This window comes from Mesorhizobium sp. WSM4841, from assembly GCF_055811515.1.
This window is the reverse complement of sequence record NZ_JBVVQC010000035.1, coordinates 37795-56557: the sequence shown is the minus strand read 5'-3', so window position 1 is coordinate 56557 and position 18763 is coordinate 37795. Positions and strand designations below refer to the sequence as shown.

Below are 18763 nucleotides of genomic sequence, written 5' to 3'. Positions count from 1 at the left end.
TTGCCCTCTCGTTACAATACGATGTCGGTCCAGAGCTCGGACGGATCCGGCTCTGCGTCGTTCTGGGCAAATTCGGCGGCGTCGGCGACAATGTCGCGAACCTCCTTGTCGACGGTCTTGAGCTCGTCCTCGTCGGCCCACTTCTTGTCGAGCAGGCGAGCCCTGACCTGCTCGATCGGGTCACGCTCGGAGCGCATCTTCTGCACTTCTTCCTTGGAGCGGTATTTTGCCGGATCGGACATCGAGTGACCGCGGTAGCGGTAGGTCTGCATTTCGAGAATCAGCGGCCCCTTGCCGTCACGGCACCATTCGGTTGCGAGATCGCCGGCTGCCTTGACTGCACGGACGTCCATGCCATCGACCTGGATACCGGGGATCTTGAAGGAGGCGCCGCGGTGCGAAAAATCCGTCTCGGCCGACGAACGCGATACCGAGGTGCCCATGGCATAGCGGTTGTTCTCGATGATATAGATCACCGGCAGCTTCCACAGCGAGGCCATGTTGAAGCTCTCATAGACCTGACCCTGATTGGCGGCGCCGTCGCCGAAATAGGTCAGTGTCACATTGTTGTTGCCGCGATAGCGATTGGCGAAGGCGAGGCCGGTGCCGAGCGAAACCTGCGCGCCGACAATGCCGTGGCCGCCGTAAAAATGCTTCTCCTTGGAGAACATGTGCATGGAGCCGCCCTTGCCCCTGGACAAGCCGCCGCGGCGCCCGGTCAATTCGGCCATGACGCCGCGCGGCGACAGTTCCATCGCCAGCATGTGACCATGGTCGCGGTAGGCGGTGATCATCTGGTCGCCGTCGATCAGCGCCATCTTCATGCCGGTGACAACTGCTTCCTGGCCGATATAGAGATGGCAGAAGCCGCCGATGAAGCCCATGCCGTAGAGCTGGCCGGCCTTTTCCTCGAAGCGGCGGATAAGCAGCATGCGCCGGTAGGCGTCAAGCTCCTCGTCCTTGGTGAAGTCGACAGGTTTGGGGGCTGAAAGCCCCGCCGATTTGCCGTCGGATCTGGATTTGGCAGGCGCTTTTCTGGCGGCGGTGGCCATGCATCACTCCCTGTTGGCGTCTCTTGCGGACACTGAGGGAGATCAGTTCTCCCCACCGATTTGAGAAGGCTAACACGCGAGAAAGCGTTTCGCCATGCTGAAAAATGCATGGCTGACATGCATCTAAGCGATTAAAATCATTGAAAATATCGGCGATTAACTTGAAAATGGTTATCTTGCCGGTGGCGGTAACATGATGGTGATTTCGTCGGCATGGGACATATTGAGCGCCTTACGCGCCTGCTCGTCGAGCATATCCTTCTCCAGCGTGCCCTGATGCATCAGCTGAACGCGTCTCTGCAGGTCCATCCGGCGCGCCTTGACGGCATCGAGCTTACTTTGCAGATCGACGGTTTCGGCTTGCAACCGATACTTGGAATAGATGCCGAATTCGCCGTGATAGGCGTGGAAGCCGAAATAGGCGAGGAATGCCACGCAGAGCGAGGGAATGATCAGCCGACCGGTATTTCTCTGCTTGTGCTGACGTGTCCACATGATCCAAATCCCTTAGAGCGCCGCGCGTCCTCTTGGACGCGCAAAGGACGCTCTAACACTCTGCGACCTAGCCCTTTCTCGCTCGATTGTGCTTAATGGACGGTTACGGACGACCGGATTTGGCGGTGTTGAAACAGAAAAGGCGGGGAATGCCCCGCCTTTTCATTCGGGTTATTTGTGTGGACTCAGCCTTTCACGATCGACTTGCCGGCGTAGAACGCCTGCTTGCCGAGCTCTTCCTCGATGCGGATGAGCTGGTTGTACTTGGCCATGCGATCCGAGCGCGACAGGGAGCCCGTCTTGATCTGTCCGCAATTGGTGGCAACGGCGAGATCGGCGATGGTCGAATCTTCGGTTTCGCCCGAGCGGTGCGACATGACAGCGGTGTAGCCGGCCTTGTGCGCGGTCTCGACGGCGTCGAGCGTTTCGGTCAGTGAGCCGATCTGGTTGACCTTGACCAGGATAGAATTGGCGACGCCCATGCGGATGCCGTCGCGCAGCCGCGCCGTATTGGTGACGAACAAATCGTCACCGACCAGCTGCGTCTTCTTGCCGATGAGATCGGTCAGCGTTTTCCAGCCATCCCAATCGTCTTCGGCCAGCCCGTCCTCGATGGTGATGATCGGATAGTCCGCGGCGAGCTTGGCCAGATACTTGGCCTGGGTCTTAGGATCGCGGGTCTTTTTCTCGCCTTCATAGACGTAGTTGCCGTCCTTGAAGAATTCGGTCGCGGCGCAGTCGAGGCCGAGCGCAACCTCTTCGCCCGGCTTGAAGCCAGCCTTCTCGATCGATTCCATGATGAAATCGAGCGCAGCGGGCGCGCTTTTCAAGTTAGGAGCGAAGCCGCCCTCGTCGCCGACATTGGTGTTATGGCCGGCGTCCTTCAGCCGCGTCCTCAATGTGTGAAAGATTTCCGAGCCCCAGCGCACCCCGTCGCGCAGTGTCGGCGCACCGATCGGCAGGATCATGAATTCCTGGAAGTCGATCGGGTTGTCGGCATGCGCGCCACCGTTGATGATGTTCATCATCGGCACTGGAAGCACATGCGCCTTGCTGCCACCGACATAGCGGTAGAGCGGCAGGCCGGCCGCTTCCGCCGCAGCCTTGGCGACAGCCAGCGAGACGCCGAGGATGGCATTGGCACCGAGCCGGCTCTTGTTGGGCGTGCCGTCGAGCTCGATCATGGTCTGGTCGATGTGGATCTGGTTCTCGGCTTCCATGCCGCCGATCGCCTCGAACAGCTCGCCATTGACGGCCTCTACCGCCCGCAGGACCCCCTTGCCGAGGTAGCGTGCGCCGCCGTCGCGCAGTTCGACCGCCTCATGCGCGCCGGTCGAGGCGCCGGAGGGCACCGCAGCGCGGCCCATCGAGCCGTCTTCGAGCACGACGTCGACCTCGACGGTCGGGTTTCCGCGGCTGTCCAGGATTTCACGCCCGACAATGTCGATGATGGCAGTCATTGCGATGTCCCCGATTGATCCGACGAAGCGTCGGGCACCTCTTAGCCAAAGTGCTGCAAAACGCAATCGGGGCGTCCGCAAATAGTGCCGCTACCTCCGCCATGCCGGTTCACGAAGCACGAATTGCTGTCATCATAAGTCATGTCAGTCATAAGTCTTGGCGGCATGCGGCTTTCTGGTTTATGCTCGCGCTGCGCGGGGCGAAACAGGAGGAGTTTCGCCATGTCTCAGTTGAGCGGTATCGTGAGTTTGTTCCTGATCGCGGCGGCGTTTCTCACGTCGTGTGACACTCAGCAGCCTCAGCAGGGCGCGGTAGAGTTGTCGACCCTTGCGGCGGAGTAGATATCCCCAAAAAAGGCCCCCGGTCCAACCGGGGGCCTTTTTTGATTCCGGCAGAGCAAGGTCAATGCCAATATGGCTCCACCTTGTAGTAGCTGTATGAAGCATCACGCGCGGCCTCGCCGTCGGCGCCCGTCAATTCGTTGATCGAATAGGCCGGAGCAGCCTTCAGTTGCTCCTTCGTGAACGGCACGACATAGCCGCCCTTGTTCTCGTCATAGTCGAGGCTCGCCCACGGAATGGCGTGGTACTTCTCGCCGATGCCTAGAAATCCGCCAAAGCCGATCACGGCAAACATGATTCCATTCGACAACTTGTCGAGCATGACATCCTCGATGTCGCCGATGTGCGTGCCTTCAGTGTTGTAGACGGATGTGCCGATGACCCGCGAGGCAGCGATGGCTTCAGTGTGTCCTGTCTGGGTGGTCATTGTGTACTCCTCGTTGTCGTTGACGCTATGCCTGACAATGAGGGGCGCGGATGAAGGTTCCAGAGTTTTCGACGCTAGAGCGGGATGCATTCAAATTGAACTGAGCATCCCGCTCTATCTATTTGTTTTAGCTGCATTTCAGCGACGTCAAGTGATTCCACTTGGCTGCAAAAATGCTCTAACCGGTCACTCAGCGAGGATGAAGGTGACCTTCATATTGACGCGATACGCGGAGATCTTGCCGTCCTCGACGACCACCTTCTGGTCCTGGATCCACGCGCCTTCGACGTTCTTCAAGGTCTTTGCGGCGCGCGCAATTCCTAGTTCGATGGCTTCCTGAAAACTCTTATTAGACGATGATGTGATCTCGGTGACGCGGGCGACGGACATGGCTTCCTCCTCCAATGCACTCTGTTGCCTGGGCAGCGTACAACCGGCACCTGTTGACCACAAGTTTAGGGGCCGGGACTTAGGCCCGGCCCCTCAGCTTGCTCAGCCCTTGGCGACGCGATCGAATGCCATCAGCCTTTCAAGCAGCGCCTGAAGGTCCTTCAGCGGCACCATATTGGGACCGTCAGAGGGGGCATTGTCGGGATCCTGATGCGTCTCGATGAAGACGCCGGCGACACCGACCGCAACCGCAGCGCGCGCCAGCGTCTCGACGAAGCGCCGATCGCCACCTGACGAGCCGCCCTGCCCGCCCGGCTGCTGCACCGAATGCGTGGCGTCGAAAATCACCGGCGCGCCGATCTCGGCCATGATCGGCAGGGCGCGCATATCGGACACCAGCGTGTTGTAGCCGAAGGACGCGCCGCGCTCGGTGACCAACACATTGGCGTTGCCGGAACCGGTGATCTTGGCGACGACGTTCTTCATGTCCCACGGTGCGAGGAACTGGCCCTTCTTCACATTGACGACCTTGCCGGTTCTTGCCGCCGCGATCAGCAGATCGGTCTGGCGGCTGAGGAAAGCCGGAATCTGCAGGATATCGACATGCGGCGCCACGAGCGCGCACTGTTCCTCGGTGTGGATATCGGTCAGGATCGGCAGCGAAAACGCCTTGCGCAAATCGTCGAAGACGGGCAGCGCCGCGTCGAGCCCGGCGCCGCGCGTGCCGCCAAGCGAGGTGCGGTTGGCCTTGTCGTAACTGGTCTTGTAGACGAGGCCCAGCCCGAGCTTCTCGGTCAGTTCCTTCAGCGCGCCAGCCATGTCGAAGGCGTGCTGGCGCGATTCAAGCTGGCACGGGCCGGCGATCAGCGACAGCGGCGCGGTGTTGCCGAAGACGACATTGCCGACGGTTACGGACGAATTGGGCTTGCTCATGCTTTCTCCTGGAAAACGAAGGCCGCACCCTGCCCGGATGCCGGCCGCACGACAATATCATCGCCGCGTATGTCGTGTTCGACGGAACTTGCTGCAAGCAGCTTGGCGACCGTGTCGGCGAAACGAACTGAAAAGACGATCGCCGCGAAGCGGAGTTCCGATGGCGCGCCGGCAGGTATGCCGAAGCGCGTTTCGAAAGCGACGGGATCAAGCAGGGTCAAGGTCGCGTTCGGCAGGTCAAACGCAGTGCCGCTCCCCTGCCCGGTCGCCGGACTGCGCGTCGCGATCGAAATCAATCGGCGCTGTTCGGATGGCTCGTTGCTGACCGCCACGACTTCGATAATGCCGGTTGCGCCATTGGCGTGGACCTGCAACGCGTCGCGGTCCACTTTCGGCGCATTGATCCGCTCGCAGGCAAACAGGAATGCGTCCGTCGCCCCGGTGCCGGAGGCGAAGGCCAGTTTGAACGATGCCGTGTCGCTGTTTCCCGCCGCGTCGGTGAAGGCGCGCGAAAAGCTCAGCATGTCTCCAGCCGACAGGCCGGCTTCAACATGGCGCGCGTGGTCGGCATCCGCATTTTGGGTGCCCAAGACCAGGGCGGAAAATCCCTCATTGCCGCGCTTGTCGCGATAGGCGCGATCGCGCGCGACGAAGACGTTGCCGTCGGCGATCGCTTTCGCCACCGCCTGCTCGTTGCCCACCGCCAGCGGCTCGAGATAGGTGCCGTCCTCAAGGAAGACGCAGCAGTTTTCCGTGCCGAAAGTATGGATGCCGGTCGGCGCCACGACAAAGCCAAGCGAAACCAGCCGCGCCCGCGCCACGTCGAGGCTCGCGGTCGGCAGCACAAGATGGTCAAGCGGATAGGTACGCGGCGGATAAGGGCCTGCTGTCTTCGTCTCGGTCATGCCGGCGCGGTGTGCATCATTCCGGAGGTTGGTTCAAGAGCCTCGCCTGACGCAGCAAGGATCCAAGGCAGCCGATCGCGTGGCCGCGTTACGCGAACCTCCGGGATACTTGCCGCTGCCCGAAAACCAACCTACGTGGTCCAAAATGAGAAAGATCCTGTTCATAGCGACAGCGGTCGTCGCAATGGCTGTTCTCGCCATGCTGGTCTGGGACGCACCGAAGCGGCCGGGCGCCGATCCGACCGAACCGACCGCCGCTCAGACGGAGTAACGTTGCTTCTCTTCAGGTTGCAGCCACAACATCCGCCGAATATCGCAATTCGCGCAGCGGTTTGACCTGGCTGGTAGTCTCGGCATAGAGCGGATGCGCCTTGTAGGCGGCCAGCGCGGCATCATCCTCGAACTCGGCATAAACGACCACGTCGATCTCGTCCGAAAGCGGGTCGACCTTGCTGTTGAGCGTCACCTCGAAAAGACGGGAATGAGGGATGTTGCCCAGCGCCAGCAAGCCCGTGCGTACGACCTCGACATCCTCTTTGTGCCGCGCGCTGAAGAAAACGATATGCCGGATCAACCCCAGCCTCCTCGATCGATGTGCAAGCGTGTTTTGTGTGGGCAAAACGGTCGCGTCAACCGGCAACGATGTCGCGGCGACAACGCATTGGGCGGGGAAAAGAACCTATACCATCCCGGTGATGTAGCGCACGATGCGCGTTATCTCGCTGACCGTGGTGTCGAGATAGCGGCCCTGATTGTAGAGTCCGTCCCAGATCAGGAAGAACGTGACGGTGCAGATGACGATGACATAACGCATGGCTAAAACTACTGCATCTGGGTGGCTGCAACCATAGTGATTCCGGCGTTGATCAGCGCCCTCCCGCAAAATCTATCCATTGATCCATGTTCGCTTGCCTTGGCTCTTGAAGTTCCCTTTGATGGCATGAAAGATTGCTGCGGGGATTCATCGGGAAGCGGCGTTCGCGCCCTGGCGAATGAACTGCGAGAGAGTGTTGAAACCGGCGATTTTGCGCCGGCGCCGCAAAAGTCCCGGGGGCGTGACATGGCTCACAAGGAAGACACCAGCGTTGCGTCGGGCGACGCGGTCAGATTGGACGAATTCAATTTCGCCGAGACCGTCAAAGGCCTGCCGGCCAAGGCGCGCATGGTGCTGTCGGCGGCGATGAACCTGCCGCGTGGCTCGCTCAAGGTGAGGATGCCGGACGGTCGCGCCGTCCTCGTCGGCGGCAAGGGCCCGGGTCCGGACGCCGAACTGGTGCTCAAGAACTGGCGCTTGCCCGGCCGTGCCTTCACCGGCGGCACCATCGGCATCGCCGAATCCTACATGGACGGCGATTGGGACAGTCCCGATGTGACCAGTTTCCTGGAACTGTTCGTAGTCAATTCAGAAATCGGAGAGCGCATCGCCGGCGGCGCCAACTGGCTGATCAACGCCGTCCAGCGTGTTCGCCACTGGTTCAACCAAAACACCCGCACCGGCTCGAAGCGCAACATTTCGGCGCATTACGATCTCGGCAACGCCTTTTACAAGGAATGGCTGGATCCGAGCATGACCTATTCGTCGGCGCTCTATGCGGCTGGCGCCAACGATCTGGAAAGCGCGCAAGCCGCCAAATATCGCGCGCTGGCCAAGGACACGGGCATCGGCGCGAACGACCACGTGCTTGAAATCGGTTGCGGCTGGGGCGGCTTTGCCGAATTCGCGGCGCGCGAGATCGGCTGCCGCGTCACCGGGCTGACGATCAGCCGCGAGCAGCATGATTTCGCCAGCGCACGCGTCCAGAAGGCTGGATTTGCCGACAAGGTCGACATCAAGCTGCAGGACTACCGCGACGAAACCGGTTCCTACGACCGCATCGCTTCGATCGAGATGTTCGAGGCGGTCGGCGAAAAATACTGGCCAGTGTTTTTCGGCAAGATGAAGGATTGCCTGCGGCCTGGCGGCACCGCCGGCCTGCAGATCATCACCATCAACGAGAAAGCCTACGACACCTATCGCGCCCGGCCGGATTTCATCCAGCGTTACGTCTTCCCGGGCGGCATGCTGCCGACGCCGTCGATCCTGAAAACGCTCGGCAAAGACCATGGCCTTGCTCATCTGCGCGAGCGCATTTTCCCGGACGACTATGCCCGCACGCTCGCCGAATGGCGCCACCGCTTTTGGGGGTCATGGGAAAAGATCGTCCCACTCGGTTTCGACGACCGCTTCAAGAAGCTCTGGGTGTTTTACCTGCATTATTGCGAAGCTGGCTTCCGCGCCAGCTACATCGATGTGCGCCAGGTGGTTTACAGGGCTTAGGGCGTCCGCCGACGGGTTGATCGTGCCCTGGCTGATGAGGTAGCACAATCACGTCGCGGTTGGTGTCCGGCGCCTCGCAGATGATCTTCGAGGCGTTGATCTCCGGGAATTGCCGCCCGCGGGCACGGTAATTTTTTGGTGGAAGGCCAGCAGAATGCGCCGTCGAATGGTGGTGGCATCCTCCAGCGTCTTCAACCCTGGCGCGAAAGGCTCCCATTCGTCATGGCCGAAATAGGCGTGGCGGGCGCCGGTGGCCAGCAGCAGCGTGTCGTAGGCGACCGCGCCGCCATCATCGAACAGCACGCGCTTGCCAACGGGGTCGACGCCGCTGACGGTGGCGAGCAGCGTCGTCACGTCCTTGCGCTTGCGCAGGAGATGGCGGATCGGCCAGGCGACTTCCGAGGTCGCCAGCGCCGTGGTCGCCACCTGGTAGAGCAGCGGCTGGAAGAGATGATGGTTGCGCTTGTCGATCATGGTGATGCGCACCGGCGCACCGTCAAGCGCGCGGGTGAATTCGAGCCCCCCAAAGCCCGCCCCGACGACGACGACGACACGATGGCTGGATTCGTTCATCTCATTCACTTCGGGAGAGCAGGTTGGCCGGGAGAACAGGTTGGCCGGGAGAGCAGGCTGGAGAGCAATTTCGCCAAATCTGATGTAGGGACGTTTGTGCACTGCAACAACATCCGACTTTGCTGACTGCCCGCCCTAAGATGTCGCGAATGTACATGCCCTATCCTGCCGCCGAGTATAATTTCATTGAAACTGACGACAGGAGTGGAACTTGGATAGCGATCATGACGATGAAGGTCCGGCTCACTATTCCTCGCCCCCTTGCTTCATGCACGACCTGGAATTCCGGGCGCCCCTATCCGACTGGACCGACGTGAAACGATGGCGCAAGGCCGAGCGCGAGCGGCTGATTGCGGCGCGCCTCGCTGTCTCGGCTGACGCGCGAACGGCAATGTCGCAGCGCATCGGCGAAAGCCTCGACGCGGTTATCGGCGACGTCGCCGGCCGCGTGGTCAGCCTCTACTGGCCGTTCCGCGGCGAGCCGGACCTGCGGCCATGGATGGCTTCCGTCAATGAGCGCGGCGGCCGTACCGCACTGCCTGTTGTGATCGAGAAAGGCCGGCCGCTAGTCTTTCGCGCCTACACACCGGGCGACCGACTGGAGAAGGGCGTCTGGAATATCCCGATCCCAGCTGAAGGCGATCCGGTGCTGCCCGACATCGTCATCTCACCGATCGTCGGCATCGATCCGGGACAGTATCGGCTGGGCTATGGCGGCGGCTTCTTCGACCGCACACTGGCGGCGATGCCTTTCAAGCCGCTGGTCATCGGTGTCGGCTACGAACTGCAGCGCATTGCCACCATCTATCCGCAGCCGCACGACATCCCGATGGACCGGGTGGTGACGGGGGCCTTCAAGGCCTAAGCAAGTTCCGGCTTCATCCCCACCGCCGTCCGGTCGACGATCTCGCGCAAGGCGAAGGATGAATTGATCTTCGTCACATGCGGCATCGCCGACAGCCATTCCTTGTGGATACGCTCATAGTCGACGAGGTCCTTTGCCGCGATGCGCAGGATATAATCGTATTCACCCGACATCAGGTGGCAGGACAGGACATTCGGGCAGCGCTTTATCGCCGCCTCGAAATCCGACAGCGTCTTCTCGAATTGCCCCGACAGCGATATATGCACGATCGCCGTCATCTGGTGGCCAAGAGCGGCATTGGAAAGCCGGGCGTGATAGCCGCGGATGGTTCCGGATTTCTCCAGATTGTCCAGCCGCCGCGAGCAGGCCGACTGCGACAATCCGACCTTCTCGGCAAGCGCCGCGTTGGGTATCCGCCCATCCTTCTGCAAGGTTTCGAGAATGGCGATATCGATCCTGTCGAGTGGCATTTTTCAGGATTCCTGCGACAATCCGGCTGTTTTGCGCAACGATTATCGAACCGTGCCCTCTTGCGCAAGCGCATTCGCAAACACCTACGGGACGATTCGTGGTTCACTATGTCTAAACAGGGAACGTGCCTCAAAGGGCCGGATCAGGAGGAGAAGAAGATGCGCGTCGGCTGCCCCAGGGAAATCAAGAACCACGAATACCGCGTCGGCCTGACGCCGGGCTCGGTCCGCGAATATGTCGCGCATGGCCACGAAGTACTGATCGAGGCCGGTGCCGGCGCCGGCATCGGCGCCGACGACAACGCCTATCGCGCAGCCGGCGCCACCATCGCCAAGACGGCCGCCGACGTGTTTGCCAAGTCCGACATGATCGTCAAGGTCAAAGAGCCGCAGCCCGACGAATGGGTCCAGCTACGTGACGGCCAGATCCTCTACACCTATCTCCATCTCGCCCCGGATCCAGAGCAGACCAAGGGCCTGATGGCCTCCGGCGTGACGGCCATCGCCTACGAGACGGTCACCGACGACCGCGGCGGCCTGCCGCTGCTGGCGCCGATGTCGGAAGTCGCCGGCCGCCTGTCGATCCAGGCCGGCGCCACCGCGCTGCAGAAGGCCAATGGCGGCCGCGGCGTGCTGCTTGGCGGCGTGCCCGGCGTTCTGCCCGGCAAGGTCACGGTGCTCGGCGGCGGCGTCGTCGGCCTGCACGCCGCCCGGATGGCGGTCGGCCTTGGCGCCGACGTCACCATCATCGACCGCTCGATCCCGCGCCTGCGCCAGCTCGACGATATCTTCGGCGGCCGCGTCCACACCCGCTATTCGACCGTCGAGGCACTGGAAGAGGAATGTTTTTCGGCCGACATCGTCGTCGGCGCCGTGCTGATCCCGGGCGCCGCCGCGCCGAAACTCGTTTCGCGCGAGATGCTGTCGGGCATGAAGAAAGGCTCGGTGCTTGTCGACGTCGCCATCGACCAGGGCGGCTGCTTCGAGACCTCGCACGCCACAACTCATGCCGCGCCGACCTATGAGGTCGACGGCGTCATTCACTATTGCGTCGCCAATATGCCGGGTGCGGTGCCGGTCACTTCGGCCCACGCGCTCAACAACGCAACGTTGCATTACGGCCTGCAGCTCGCCGACAAGGGCCTGAAGGCGCTGATCGACGATCATCATTTGCGCAACGGCCTGAATGTCCACAAGGGCAAGATCACCAACCGCGCGGTGGCCGAATCACTCGGCTATGAGTTGGTCGAGCCGAAGGCCGTTCTCGCCGCCTGAACCCGCCGCTCAATCCTCTCCCGACAGAGCCGCCGACGCCCTCGGCGGCTCTTTTTTCCACAAGCAAATTTCACGGTTTGCGATTGGCTGACCGGCTTTGCCCGTCATGCTTCCGATTCGCAAAATCTCTTCTTCTTGGCGCAGTTTCCGTTCTGGCGCTCGGATCGGTTTCCCATGCCGCCGACGCGGTTGTGCCGTCAACGGCATTGGCGGTGAAGGCGTATACGGTGAACTGACAGTTGGGTACGACTAATGGTGTCGCCGCGCTTCCTGATCGGCGGACTTCTGGATGCCCATGCCGGCAACATTGAAACCACGCTCGATGTTGCTGGTTTTGAAGCTTCGGTCCGCGAGACCTACGGTTTCGACGCTGGGTTGCGGCTTGGTTATCTCTTCACGCCAAACACTTTGGGCTATGTGCTGGGTGGCTATTCCTGGCAGAAATACAAACTCGACACGAACGCTGGTTTTGATCTCGATTGGGACCAGAGCGGCTACTTCGTCGGAGCTGGCGTTGAAACGGCCATCAACAGCAACTGGACCATCAAGTCAGAATATCGCTATACCCGCTTCGGTACTAATGATGATCTCCTTTCCGATTTCGGTGTGCCGGATGGCACCCTCAACCTCGACACGTCGCGGCATACGTTCCAGGTTGCGGCCAACTATCGCTTTGGCGCCCAGAATGGTGGCGCCGCCTCTTTTGAGGCTCCTGCCTACAACTGGACCGGCTTCTACGTCGGCGGCGCCGCCGGTGCGGGTGCATCGGTGCATCAGATCGACGTTCCGCCGGCTGGCGACCTCGAGTTCAACGGGATCGGTGGCGAAGGCGTGTTCGGCGAATTGAACGTCGGCTACGACCATGATTTCGGCAGCTGGGTCGCAGGCGTCATGGTGGATGCCCGCTACTCCGGCATGACTTCGGAACTTGAGATCCCGGGCGGGTCGATCAATCTGGATATTGATTACGGATTCGATGTGCTTGGTTGTGTCGGTATGAAAGTCAACGAATCAACCCTCGCCTACGTGCTCGGTGGTTACAGTTGGCAGCACTTCGATCTGAACGCGTCTTCACCCATCGGCGATATCCTCGATTGGGACTCCAGCGGCTTCTCGGTGGGTGGTGGTCTGGAAACGGCCATGTCCAGCAACGTGACCGTCGGCCTCGAGTACCGCTATTCGCAGTTCTCCGAGAAGGATTTCTCGTCGGAACTTGGGCTGCCGGACCACCTCCACGCCTTCGTTCCATACCGTCCGCATCGGCGCGAAGTACAAGTTCAACTAAAAACCGTCCAGACAACAGTCAAAGCCCGCCGGTCATTCCGGCGGGCTTTTTCTTTGGGGCGGAAGAAATGCGGGGCGGACAGGGCGGGCAACAAAAAAGCGGAGCCAAAGCCCCGCTTCCTCTGATATCGAGACTTCCCGCCGGTTCATCCGCGGTCGGCAAATCGATCGACAGTCATTCCGTAACGCGACAATGCGACAGGCGTACGACAGCTGCGACCGATGAATACCGCCCGGATCGTCACGCGCGCTCGATCCGGCACTGGTAGCAATTGTTGCGCGCCGAGCGGACATGCACATAGGCGATATCGTTGCGCTCGAACAAGGTCTCGGCCCGCGCCGCGATAGCGGCCGTTGGAATGACGCCGCCGCTGCCATAGACGATGCGGTCGTCCCTGCCGTAGCCGCGCACGATGTAGTCGGCACTTTCGAGCATTTCTGGAAGCGCCTCGGCTTCGGCGGCGCGCTCGCATTCCTCGGCATGCAGAAAGATCGGTCCGGTTTCGGCGTAGGGCTGCAATTCCGGGAATGGCCGGTAGGCCAGGATGAGATAGGCGCCTCCGGCGATCACGTTCTTCAGGCAGTGGCGGCAAGGCACGCCGTCGCCGTCGGATATTTTCCGCTCTGGTATCAGGCCATAGGCGTCCGGCGCGCCGCGCTGCAAGGCTCTGACATCTTCCGTGGGCAAGGCTTTGAACTGGATGGTCATGGCGAAATCTCCGGTATCGTCGACCGGAAATTACGCCGCTGCGCCAGCGTCTCCCACCCGATTCCTGCCAATTTGGATCAGTCCATCAAGGCGTCGAGACCGCGCACCAGCCCTGTGATCTCCTGTACCCGCCTGATAGCGAGCAGTGTGCCGGCCACGTAAGGAGCAGCGGACGAGCCGGCGTCGTGACGAATGGTCAGCCGCTCGTCGGGCAGGCCGAACAGCGCCTCACAGGACAGGATGTAGGAAGGCAGGCGAAGCGCATGCACCTGCACCCCCTCGCCCGTACCGACCGCCGCACCGCGGGTTCCCGGCACACCCGAGACCTCCGAGACCGGCCGCACCGTCGAAGCCTTGCGGACATCGGCCAGCGCTTCGGCAAGCTCGCGCGCGGTGCCGGACGGCGCGTCGGGTTTCTTGGCGCTCGCATAGTCGATCACCTCGACATCCGGCACGTATTTCGCCGCCATCAGGGCAAACCGCTTCATCAGCGTGGCGGTGATCGAAAAATTGCCGGCTGCAATGACGCCGACACGATTGGCGCGTGCTGCAGCGTCGATCTCGCCGAAATCGGTCGCACCCAGCCCCGACGTGCCGATCACAACGTGCCGCCCCTTCTCTATGGCCAGCAGCGCATGGTCTTTCACCACATGCGGCCTGGTGTAGTCGACCAGCACGTCCGACGGTACCTCCAGCGCCTCGGTCAGCGAGGCGGAAACGGTGATGCCGTTGGCCGGCATGCCAACCAGGAGGCCGGAATCCTGCCCCGCGCCGCTGCGCGACACAGCCCCGGCCAGTGCCATGTCGCCTTGCGCCCCGATCGCCGGAACCAGTGCCTTGCCGATCCAGCCGGTCGCACCGGCCATCACCACCCGAATCGTCATCGTTTGATCCTCCATCATCATTGGAGCGCCACGCGTCCTTTTTGGACGCGCAAAGGACGCTCCAACATTTGAGTCTACGCATCGTGCTTTCCGAAAATCGATCCCGATTTTCGGGCCGATGCGGTAGGCTTTGACCGACAGCGATATGGAAAGAGCGCGACTCATTCAAGCCAGGCTCTTTTTCGGCTGTTGATCCAGACCGCAGTGACTGAGCCTGTTTCGAAAATTACAGCGGCGAGTCAGATGATGGTGTCTTCGAGAACCGGAAGCGCAGAAAACGCCTTCAGATGGCCGCCAATGCGGATTTCGGACAGGCTCAGCGGATGAAGTCGTCGAAGCGGCGCAGCGTCACCCGGCGATTGCGCCAATTCTCGTTCTGCGTCTGCACCAGCAGGAATTCCTCGCCGTAGCCGACGGTTTCCAATGTATAGTCCGGCACGCCGAATTCGCGCACCAAGGTGCGCTTCAGCGAAGCGGCGCGCTGTTCGGAGAGGATCTGGTTCGACTGGAAAGAGCCGACCGCGTCGGTATGGCTTCGATCAGCACGCGGGCACCGCGGTCGCGCCGCAGGATGCGCCGAAGCGCATCGGCGATATTTTCGATCTTGCCATATTGCGATTCGGAAATGGCCGCCGAGCCAAAGGCGAAATTGATCGACTGGATATCGATCGAACGGGCCATGCGCCGCAGGTCCGGCCGCCTCTTGAATTCGCGGATGGAGACGCGCTGGTTCGGGCGCAGCTTAACGCGGGGTGCGGCCTCGAGCTGACGCTCGATCGTCGCCGCCGAAGGCGTGGTTGCCTGGGCGGCGGCAAAGGTCGGCACGGCGAGGGCCGCAATCAGCGCGGCGGCAAATGTGCGTCGGGTCAGCATGTCTTTTCTCCTTCGGCCTCTGCCGCATTGATGGTGCCGGCAAGATGGCAAAGACAAGCTGAAGCATTGATGAACAATAGGTTCAGTTTGCGGAGAAAATCATGGCCGCATGACACTGGCCGCACGCTCGGCGAAGGTCATTGGATGCACGATCTCCTTCTTTTGCGCGACCGGTGCAAAGCCGAGCTTCTGGTAGAGCGGCAATGCCGCCGGATGGTCGAGCGTGCAGGTCTGCACCGTCACCCGCCTTGGGCCGTGCGACCAGGCGGCGGCGATCGCCGCACCGAGGAACCAACGGCCGATGCCTTGGCCGGTCGCGTGCTCCATCATGCCGAAATAGGCAAGTTCCACTTCTTCAGGCAGATGCGGCTTTAGGTCGAAGAAGCCGGCCGGAGATCCATCGAGATACAGCACCCTGATGTCGCGGTCCTCGCGATGGATGCCTGCAGAAAGCTCCTCGTCGCTCAGCCTCAGCACGTTGACCCAGTGCCATTTGCGGCCTACCCGATCCATCAAATAGCGGTAGAAATGCAGCGGAATGTCTTTGGTCTTCAGCAGAGCGACCTGGCGGTTGTACGGCACCGGCGGCGAATAGGCCGGCGGCACATGCATTTCGAGAAACGTCACCGTGACCTCGATGTCTTCAAGCGCTCCGTTTTCCATCACTGTCGATCCTTGCCCGTCACGACGGGCGTATCGCCAAGCCCTCCCCATTCCGTCCATGAACCGTCGTAGAGCCTGTTGTCGGTATGGCCAAGCGTCTCAAGCGCCAGCGTGATCGCCGCCGCAGTGACGCCTGAGCCGCAAGAGGTGACAACCGGCTTCGACAGGTCGATGCCTGCGTCCTCGATCACCTTGCGCAATCGGTCTTTCGACAGCAGCTCGCCGTCCTCGGCAAGCGCCGAAAACGGCACATTGTGCGCGCCGGGCATATGGCCCGAGCGGATGCCGGCGCGAGGCTCCGGCTCGGTACCGGCAAACCGGCCAGGCGAACGCGCGTCGGCGATCTGGCTTTCCCCGGTCTCGACGATCCGGCGCATATCGGCCAGGCTGGCGACGCGAGCGGCATCGAAGTCGGCATGAAACACGCAGGGCGCGATCTTCGTCGGCTCCGCCGTTACCGGCCGTCCCTCCGCTTTCCAGCGGTCGAAACCGCCGTCCAATACGTAGACCTGGAACACCCCCATGACACGAAACATCCACCAGGCGCGCGGCGCCGAGAAGAAGCCCGGACCGTCATAGACGACGATGGTGTCGTCGGCCGAAATGCCCATGGCGCCGACATATTGGGCGAAATGCTGCGGCGACGGCAGCGTGTGCGGCAGTGGGGAATCAGGATCCGAGATCGCATCCTGATCCAGGAAACGGGCGCCTGGAATGTGCGCTGCGTCATATTCGGCGCGCGCGTCGCGCTTCTGCGCCGGCAGATACCAGGACGCGTCGACGATGGTCAGGCCAGGCTCGCCGAGGCGCTTCTGCAACCAGTCCGCATCGACGGTGAAAGGGCCGTCTTCGGCCATTCTTCTTCTCCTGCACGCCTTTGACATCTGTTTATCAGGCCGGCGGCATCGGTCCAAAGCGTATTCGGAAGCGCCGGTTCTCGCGACCCTTCTTCTCGATCTTGCCGATATGGATCTCGCCGACTTCTCCAGTGCTCTTTACATGGGTGCCGCCACAAGGCTGGCTGTCGATCGAGGCATTCTCGCCAATGCAGACCAGTCGGATCTTGCCCGTGCCGACGGGTGGCCGAACATTTTTCGATTTCACCAGTCCCGGATTGGCCGCCAGTTCCTCGTCTGTGATCAGCCTGACAAAGACCGGGTGGTCGGCCCGCACCAGATCCATCAGCCTGGCCGTCACGTCTTCCCTGGTGAACCCGGCATCCGGGATGTCGAAGTCGACACGGCTGTCGTCCTCGGAAACCGAGGCGCCGGTGATCGGGAACGGGCAGACGACGGTGAGCAAATGGCAGGCTGTGTGCATGCGCATCAGCAGATACCGCCTCTCCCAATCGACGGCGAGCTTTATCGGTTCGCCGACCTCAAGCACTGCCTGCTCAGGCGGCACATGGATGATCTCGTCCTTGGTCTCGCCGGTGATGGTGGCGGCAACGTTGATCAGGCTGCCGTCGGCGCGTTCGAGGGTGCCGGTATCGCCCGGCTGCCCGCCCGACGTGGCATAGAAGACCGTCCGGTCCAGAATGATGCCGCCACGGTCGTTGACGGCGACAATCGTGGCATCAGCCGTCCTGAGATAGGCGTCGTCGCGAAACAGCGCTTCCGTTTTGTAAGCCATCACGCGACCTTCTCGAACGGCACCGAAATTGTGCTCCGCTGTTCCATCCAGCCCGGCACCGGCAGTTTCTTTTGGCGCAGGAATTCAGGGTTGAACAATTTCGACTGATAGCGCGTGCCGTAGTCGCAAAGCACGGTCACGATGGTGTGGCCGGGACCCATCTCACGCGCCAACCGGATCGCGCCGGCAATGTTGATGCCGGTCGAGCCGCCGACGCACAGACCCTCCTCCTGGATAAGATCGAAGACGATCGGCAGTGCATCCTCGTCCGGAATCTGGAAGGAGAAATCCGGTGTGAACCCTTCCAGATTGGCGGTGACCCGCCCCTGCCCGATGCCTTCCGTGATCGAGCTGCCTTCGGATTTCAGCTCTCCGGTGGTGTAGAAACTATAGAGCGCCGCACCCAGCGGATCGGCGAGCGCGATCTTGACGTCCTTGCTCCTGGACTTAAGCCCGAAGGCGACGCCGGCCAGCGTTCCGCCGGAGCCGACCGCCGAGACGAAACCGTCGACCTTGCCGCCAGTCTGGGCCCAGATTTCTTCCGCCGTGGTGCGGGTATGGCCGTCACGGTTGGCGACGTTGTCGAACTGATTGGCCCAGATCGCGCCGTTCGGCTCGGACTGGGCCATCTGCTCGGCCAGGCGGCCCGACAGTTTCACATAATTGTTGGGGTTCTTGTAGGGAACGGCAGGCACCTCGATCAGCTCGGCGCCAAGCAATTTGATCGTGTCCTTCTTCTCCTGGCTTTGCGTGTCGGGGATGACGATCACGGTGCGGTAGCCAAGCGCCTTGGCCACAAGCGTCAATCCGATGCCGGTGTTGCCGGCCGTCCCCTCGACGATGACCCCGCCCGGCCTCAAGAGCCCGCGCTGCTCGGCGTCGCGGATGATGAACAGCGCGGCGCGGTCCTTCACCGACTGGCCCGGATTCATGAATTCGGCCTTGCCCAGGATCTCGCAGCCGGTTTCTTCCGAGGCTTTGTTGAGGCGGATCAGAGGCGTATTGCCGATCGCTTCGATCACAGAACGGGGCATGGAGATTCCTTTATGCTTGCGGCGGAACCCTAGAAACCCGAAGCTTCGGTTTCAAGGCAAGAATTTGTCTGGTCCAGCGGCATTTCTGGGCTGCAATTCCTAAAATAGACGTCGCCTTCCGCTATTCGTTGAAGCTCCCACTGAAAAGCGCTCTTTTCATTCGATTTCTTCACCGCTAGA

21 protein-coding genes and 2 pseudogenes are annotated in these 18763 nt (G+C 61.3%); 5 read left to right on the top strand and 18 right to left on the bottom strand.

Annotation, left to right across the window (positions count from 1 at the left end):
* Positions 1-11 precede the first annotated feature (11 nt).
* The 7 genes from pdhA to AC0L14_RS29275 all read right to left on the bottom strand — a co-directional run bounded on the left by pdhA (position 12) and on the right by AC0L14_RS29275 (position 6004).
* A complete protein-coding gene (gene pdhA, locus AC0L14_RS29305) occupies positions 12-1052 on the bottom strand; it encodes a pyruvate dehydrogenase (acetyl-transferring) E1 component subunit alpha (protein WP_473527926.1) in 1041 nt (346 codons plus the stop codon).
* 171 nt (positions 1053-1223) lie between these two features.
* On the bottom strand, positions 1224-1547 hold the full coding sequence (locus AC0L14_RS29300; RefSeq protein ID WP_473751580.1) for an FtsB family cell division protein: 324 nt from the start codon (positions 1545-1547) through the stop codon (positions 1224-1226).
* A 185-nt stretch (positions 1548-1732) separates the two neighbouring features.
* A complete protein-coding gene (gene eno / locus AC0L14_RS29295; protein WP_473751578.1) occupies positions 1733-3007 on the bottom strand; it encodes a phosphopyruvate hydratase in 1275 nt (424 codons plus the stop codon).
* A gap of 403 nt (positions 3008-3410) precedes the next feature.
* Positions 3411-3776, bottom strand: coding sequence for a PRC-barrel domain-containing protein (locus tag AC0L14_RS29290; RefSeq protein WP_095494874.1), 366 nt, complete (start codon positions 3774-3776; stop codon positions 3411-3413).
* Positions 3777-3962: 186 nt separating this feature from the next.
* Positions 3963-4166, bottom strand: coding sequence for a dodecin family protein (locus AC0L14_RS29285; protein WP_095494875.1), 204 nt, complete (start codon positions 4164-4166; stop codon positions 3963-3965).
* Positions 4167-4268: 102 nt separating this feature from the next.
* Positions 4269-5099, bottom strand: a complete 831-nt coding sequence (gene kdsA, locus AC0L14_RS29280; RefSeq protein WP_473751577.1) for a 3-deoxy-8-phosphooctulonate synthase — start codon at positions 5097-5099, stop codon at positions 4269-4271.
* The gene (locus tag AC0L14_RS29275; protein ID WP_473751576.1) at positions 5096-6004 is read right to left on the bottom strand and encodes a VOC family protein; all 909 of its coding nucleotides are present in this window, start codon (positions 6002-6004) and stop codon (positions 5096-5098) included. The genes kdsA and AC0L14_RS29275 overlap by 4 nt, the downstream gene beginning before the upstream one ends.
* A 145-nt stretch (positions 6005-6149) precedes the next feature.
* Between AC0L14_RS29275 and AC0L14_RS29270 the strand changes: the two genes are divergently transcribed.
* The gene (locus tag AC0L14_RS29270) at positions 6150-6275 is read left to right on the top strand and encodes a hypothetical protein (RefSeq protein ID WP_473487447.1); all 126 of its coding nucleotides are present in this window, start codon (positions 6150-6152) and stop codon (positions 6273-6275) included.
* A 12-nt stretch (positions 6276-6287) separates the two neighbouring features.
* Here AC0L14_RS29270 and AC0L14_RS29265 read toward each other — a convergent pair whose 3' ends face one another.
* Positions 6288-6578 (bottom strand): Dabb family protein, encoded by a 291-nt coding sequence (locus AC0L14_RS29265; protein ID WP_192364685.1) that lies wholly within the window; start codon positions 6576-6578, stop codon positions 6288-6290.
* 105 nt (positions 6579-6683) lie between these two features.
* A complete protein-coding gene (locus AC0L14_RS29260) occupies positions 6684-6818 on the bottom strand; it encodes a hypothetical protein (RefSeq protein ID WP_473487446.1) in 135 nt (44 codons plus the stop codon).
* A 246-nt stretch (positions 6819-7064) separates the two neighbouring features.
* Here AC0L14_RS29260 and AC0L14_RS29255 point away from each other — a divergent pair, with 246 nt between their 5' ends.
* The gene (locus tag AC0L14_RS29255; RefSeq protein ID WP_473527922.1) at positions 7065-8321 is read left to right on the top strand and encodes a class I SAM-dependent methyltransferase; all 1257 of its coding nucleotides are present in this window, start codon (positions 7065-7067) and stop codon (positions 8319-8321) included.
* A gap of 135 nt (positions 8322-8456) precedes the next feature.
* On the opposite strand, the pseudogene AC0L14_RS29250 reads toward AC0L14_RS29255, so the two are convergent.
* Positions 8457-8894: pseudogene (locus AC0L14_RS29250) on the bottom strand (NAD(P)/FAD-dependent oxidoreductase); the annotation flags it as partial.
* A 268-nt stretch (positions 8895-9162) separates the two neighbouring features.
* On the opposite strand from AC0L14_RS29250, the gene AC0L14_RS29245 reads away from it, so the two are divergent.
* Complete coding sequence (locus AC0L14_RS29245) at positions 9163-9759, top strand: 5-formyltetrahydrofolate cyclo-ligase (RefSeq protein ID WP_473487491.1); 597 nt, start codon at positions 9163-9165, stop codon at positions 9757-9759.
* Here the strand turns inward: AC0L14_RS29245 and AC0L14_RS29240 are convergent.
* Positions 9756-10229, bottom strand: a complete 474-nt coding sequence (locus tag AC0L14_RS29240) for an Lrp/AsnC family transcriptional regulator (protein ID WP_023675099.1) — start codon at positions 10227-10229, stop codon at positions 9756-9758. The two genes, AC0L14_RS29245 and AC0L14_RS29240, sit on opposite strands and share 4 nt — an antisense overlap.
* 159 nt (positions 10230-10388) lie before the next feature.
* Here AC0L14_RS29240 and ald point away from each other — a divergent pair, with 159 nt between their 5' ends.
* Positions 10389-11504, top strand: coding sequence for an alanine dehydrogenase (gene ald, locus AC0L14_RS29235; RefSeq protein WP_473751575.1), 1116 nt, complete (start codon positions 10389-10391; stop codon positions 11502-11504).
* 252 nt (positions 11505-11756) lie between these two features.
* Positions 11757-12914, top strand: coding sequence for an outer membrane protein (locus AC0L14_RS29230; RefSeq protein WP_473751574.1), 1158 nt, complete (start codon positions 11757-11759; stop codon positions 12912-12914).
* Between the two features lie 115 nt (positions 12915-13029).
* Here AC0L14_RS29230 and AC0L14_RS29225 read toward each other — a convergent pair whose 3' ends face one another.
* The 7 genes and pseudogenes from AC0L14_RS29225 to AC0L14_RS29195 all read right to left on the bottom strand — a co-directional run bounded on the left by AC0L14_RS29225 (position 13030) and on the right by AC0L14_RS29195 (position 18583).
* Complete coding sequence (locus AC0L14_RS29225; protein WP_473751573.1) at positions 13030-13497, bottom strand: DUF1203 domain-containing protein; 468 nt, start codon at positions 13495-13497, stop codon at positions 13030-13032.
* A gap of 77 nt (positions 13498-13574) precedes the next feature.
* Entirely contained in the window at positions 13575-14381 is an 807-nt protein-coding gene (gene dapB, locus AC0L14_RS29220) for a 4-hydroxy-tetrahydrodipicolinate reductase (RefSeq protein WP_473487441.1), read from the bottom strand.
* A gap of 316 nt (positions 14382-14697) precedes the next feature.
* Positions 14698-15254, bottom strand: a pseudogene (locus tag AC0L14_RS29215) (OmpA family protein).
* 99 nt (positions 15255-15353) lie between these two features.
* A complete protein-coding gene (locus tag AC0L14_RS29210; RefSeq protein ID WP_473487439.1) occupies positions 15354-15917 on the bottom strand; it encodes a GNAT family N-acetyltransferase in 564 nt (187 codons plus the stop codon).
* Positions 15917-16774 carry a 3-mercaptopyruvate sulfurtransferase gene (gene sseA, locus AC0L14_RS29205; RefSeq protein WP_473487438.1) on the bottom strand — a complete coding sequence of 286 codons (858 nt, stop codon included), beginning with the start codon at positions 16772-16774 and terminating at the stop codon, positions 15917-15919. The genes AC0L14_RS29210 and sseA overlap by 1 nt, the downstream gene beginning before the upstream one ends.
* A gap of 34 nt (positions 16775-16808) precedes the next feature.
* Positions 16809-17549, bottom strand: a complete 741-nt coding sequence (locus AC0L14_RS29200; RefSeq protein ID WP_473487437.1) for an alanyl-tRNA editing protein — start codon at positions 17547-17549, stop codon at positions 16809-16811.
* Positions 17549-18583: a cysteine synthase A gene (locus tag AC0L14_RS29195; protein WP_473527918.1), complete on the bottom strand. Its 1035-nt coding sequence runs from the start codon at positions 18581-18583 to the stop codon at positions 17549-17551. Before AC0L14_RS29195 ends, AC0L14_RS29200 begins: the two co-directional genes overlap by 1 nt.
* Positions 18584-18763: the final 180 nt, after the last annotated feature.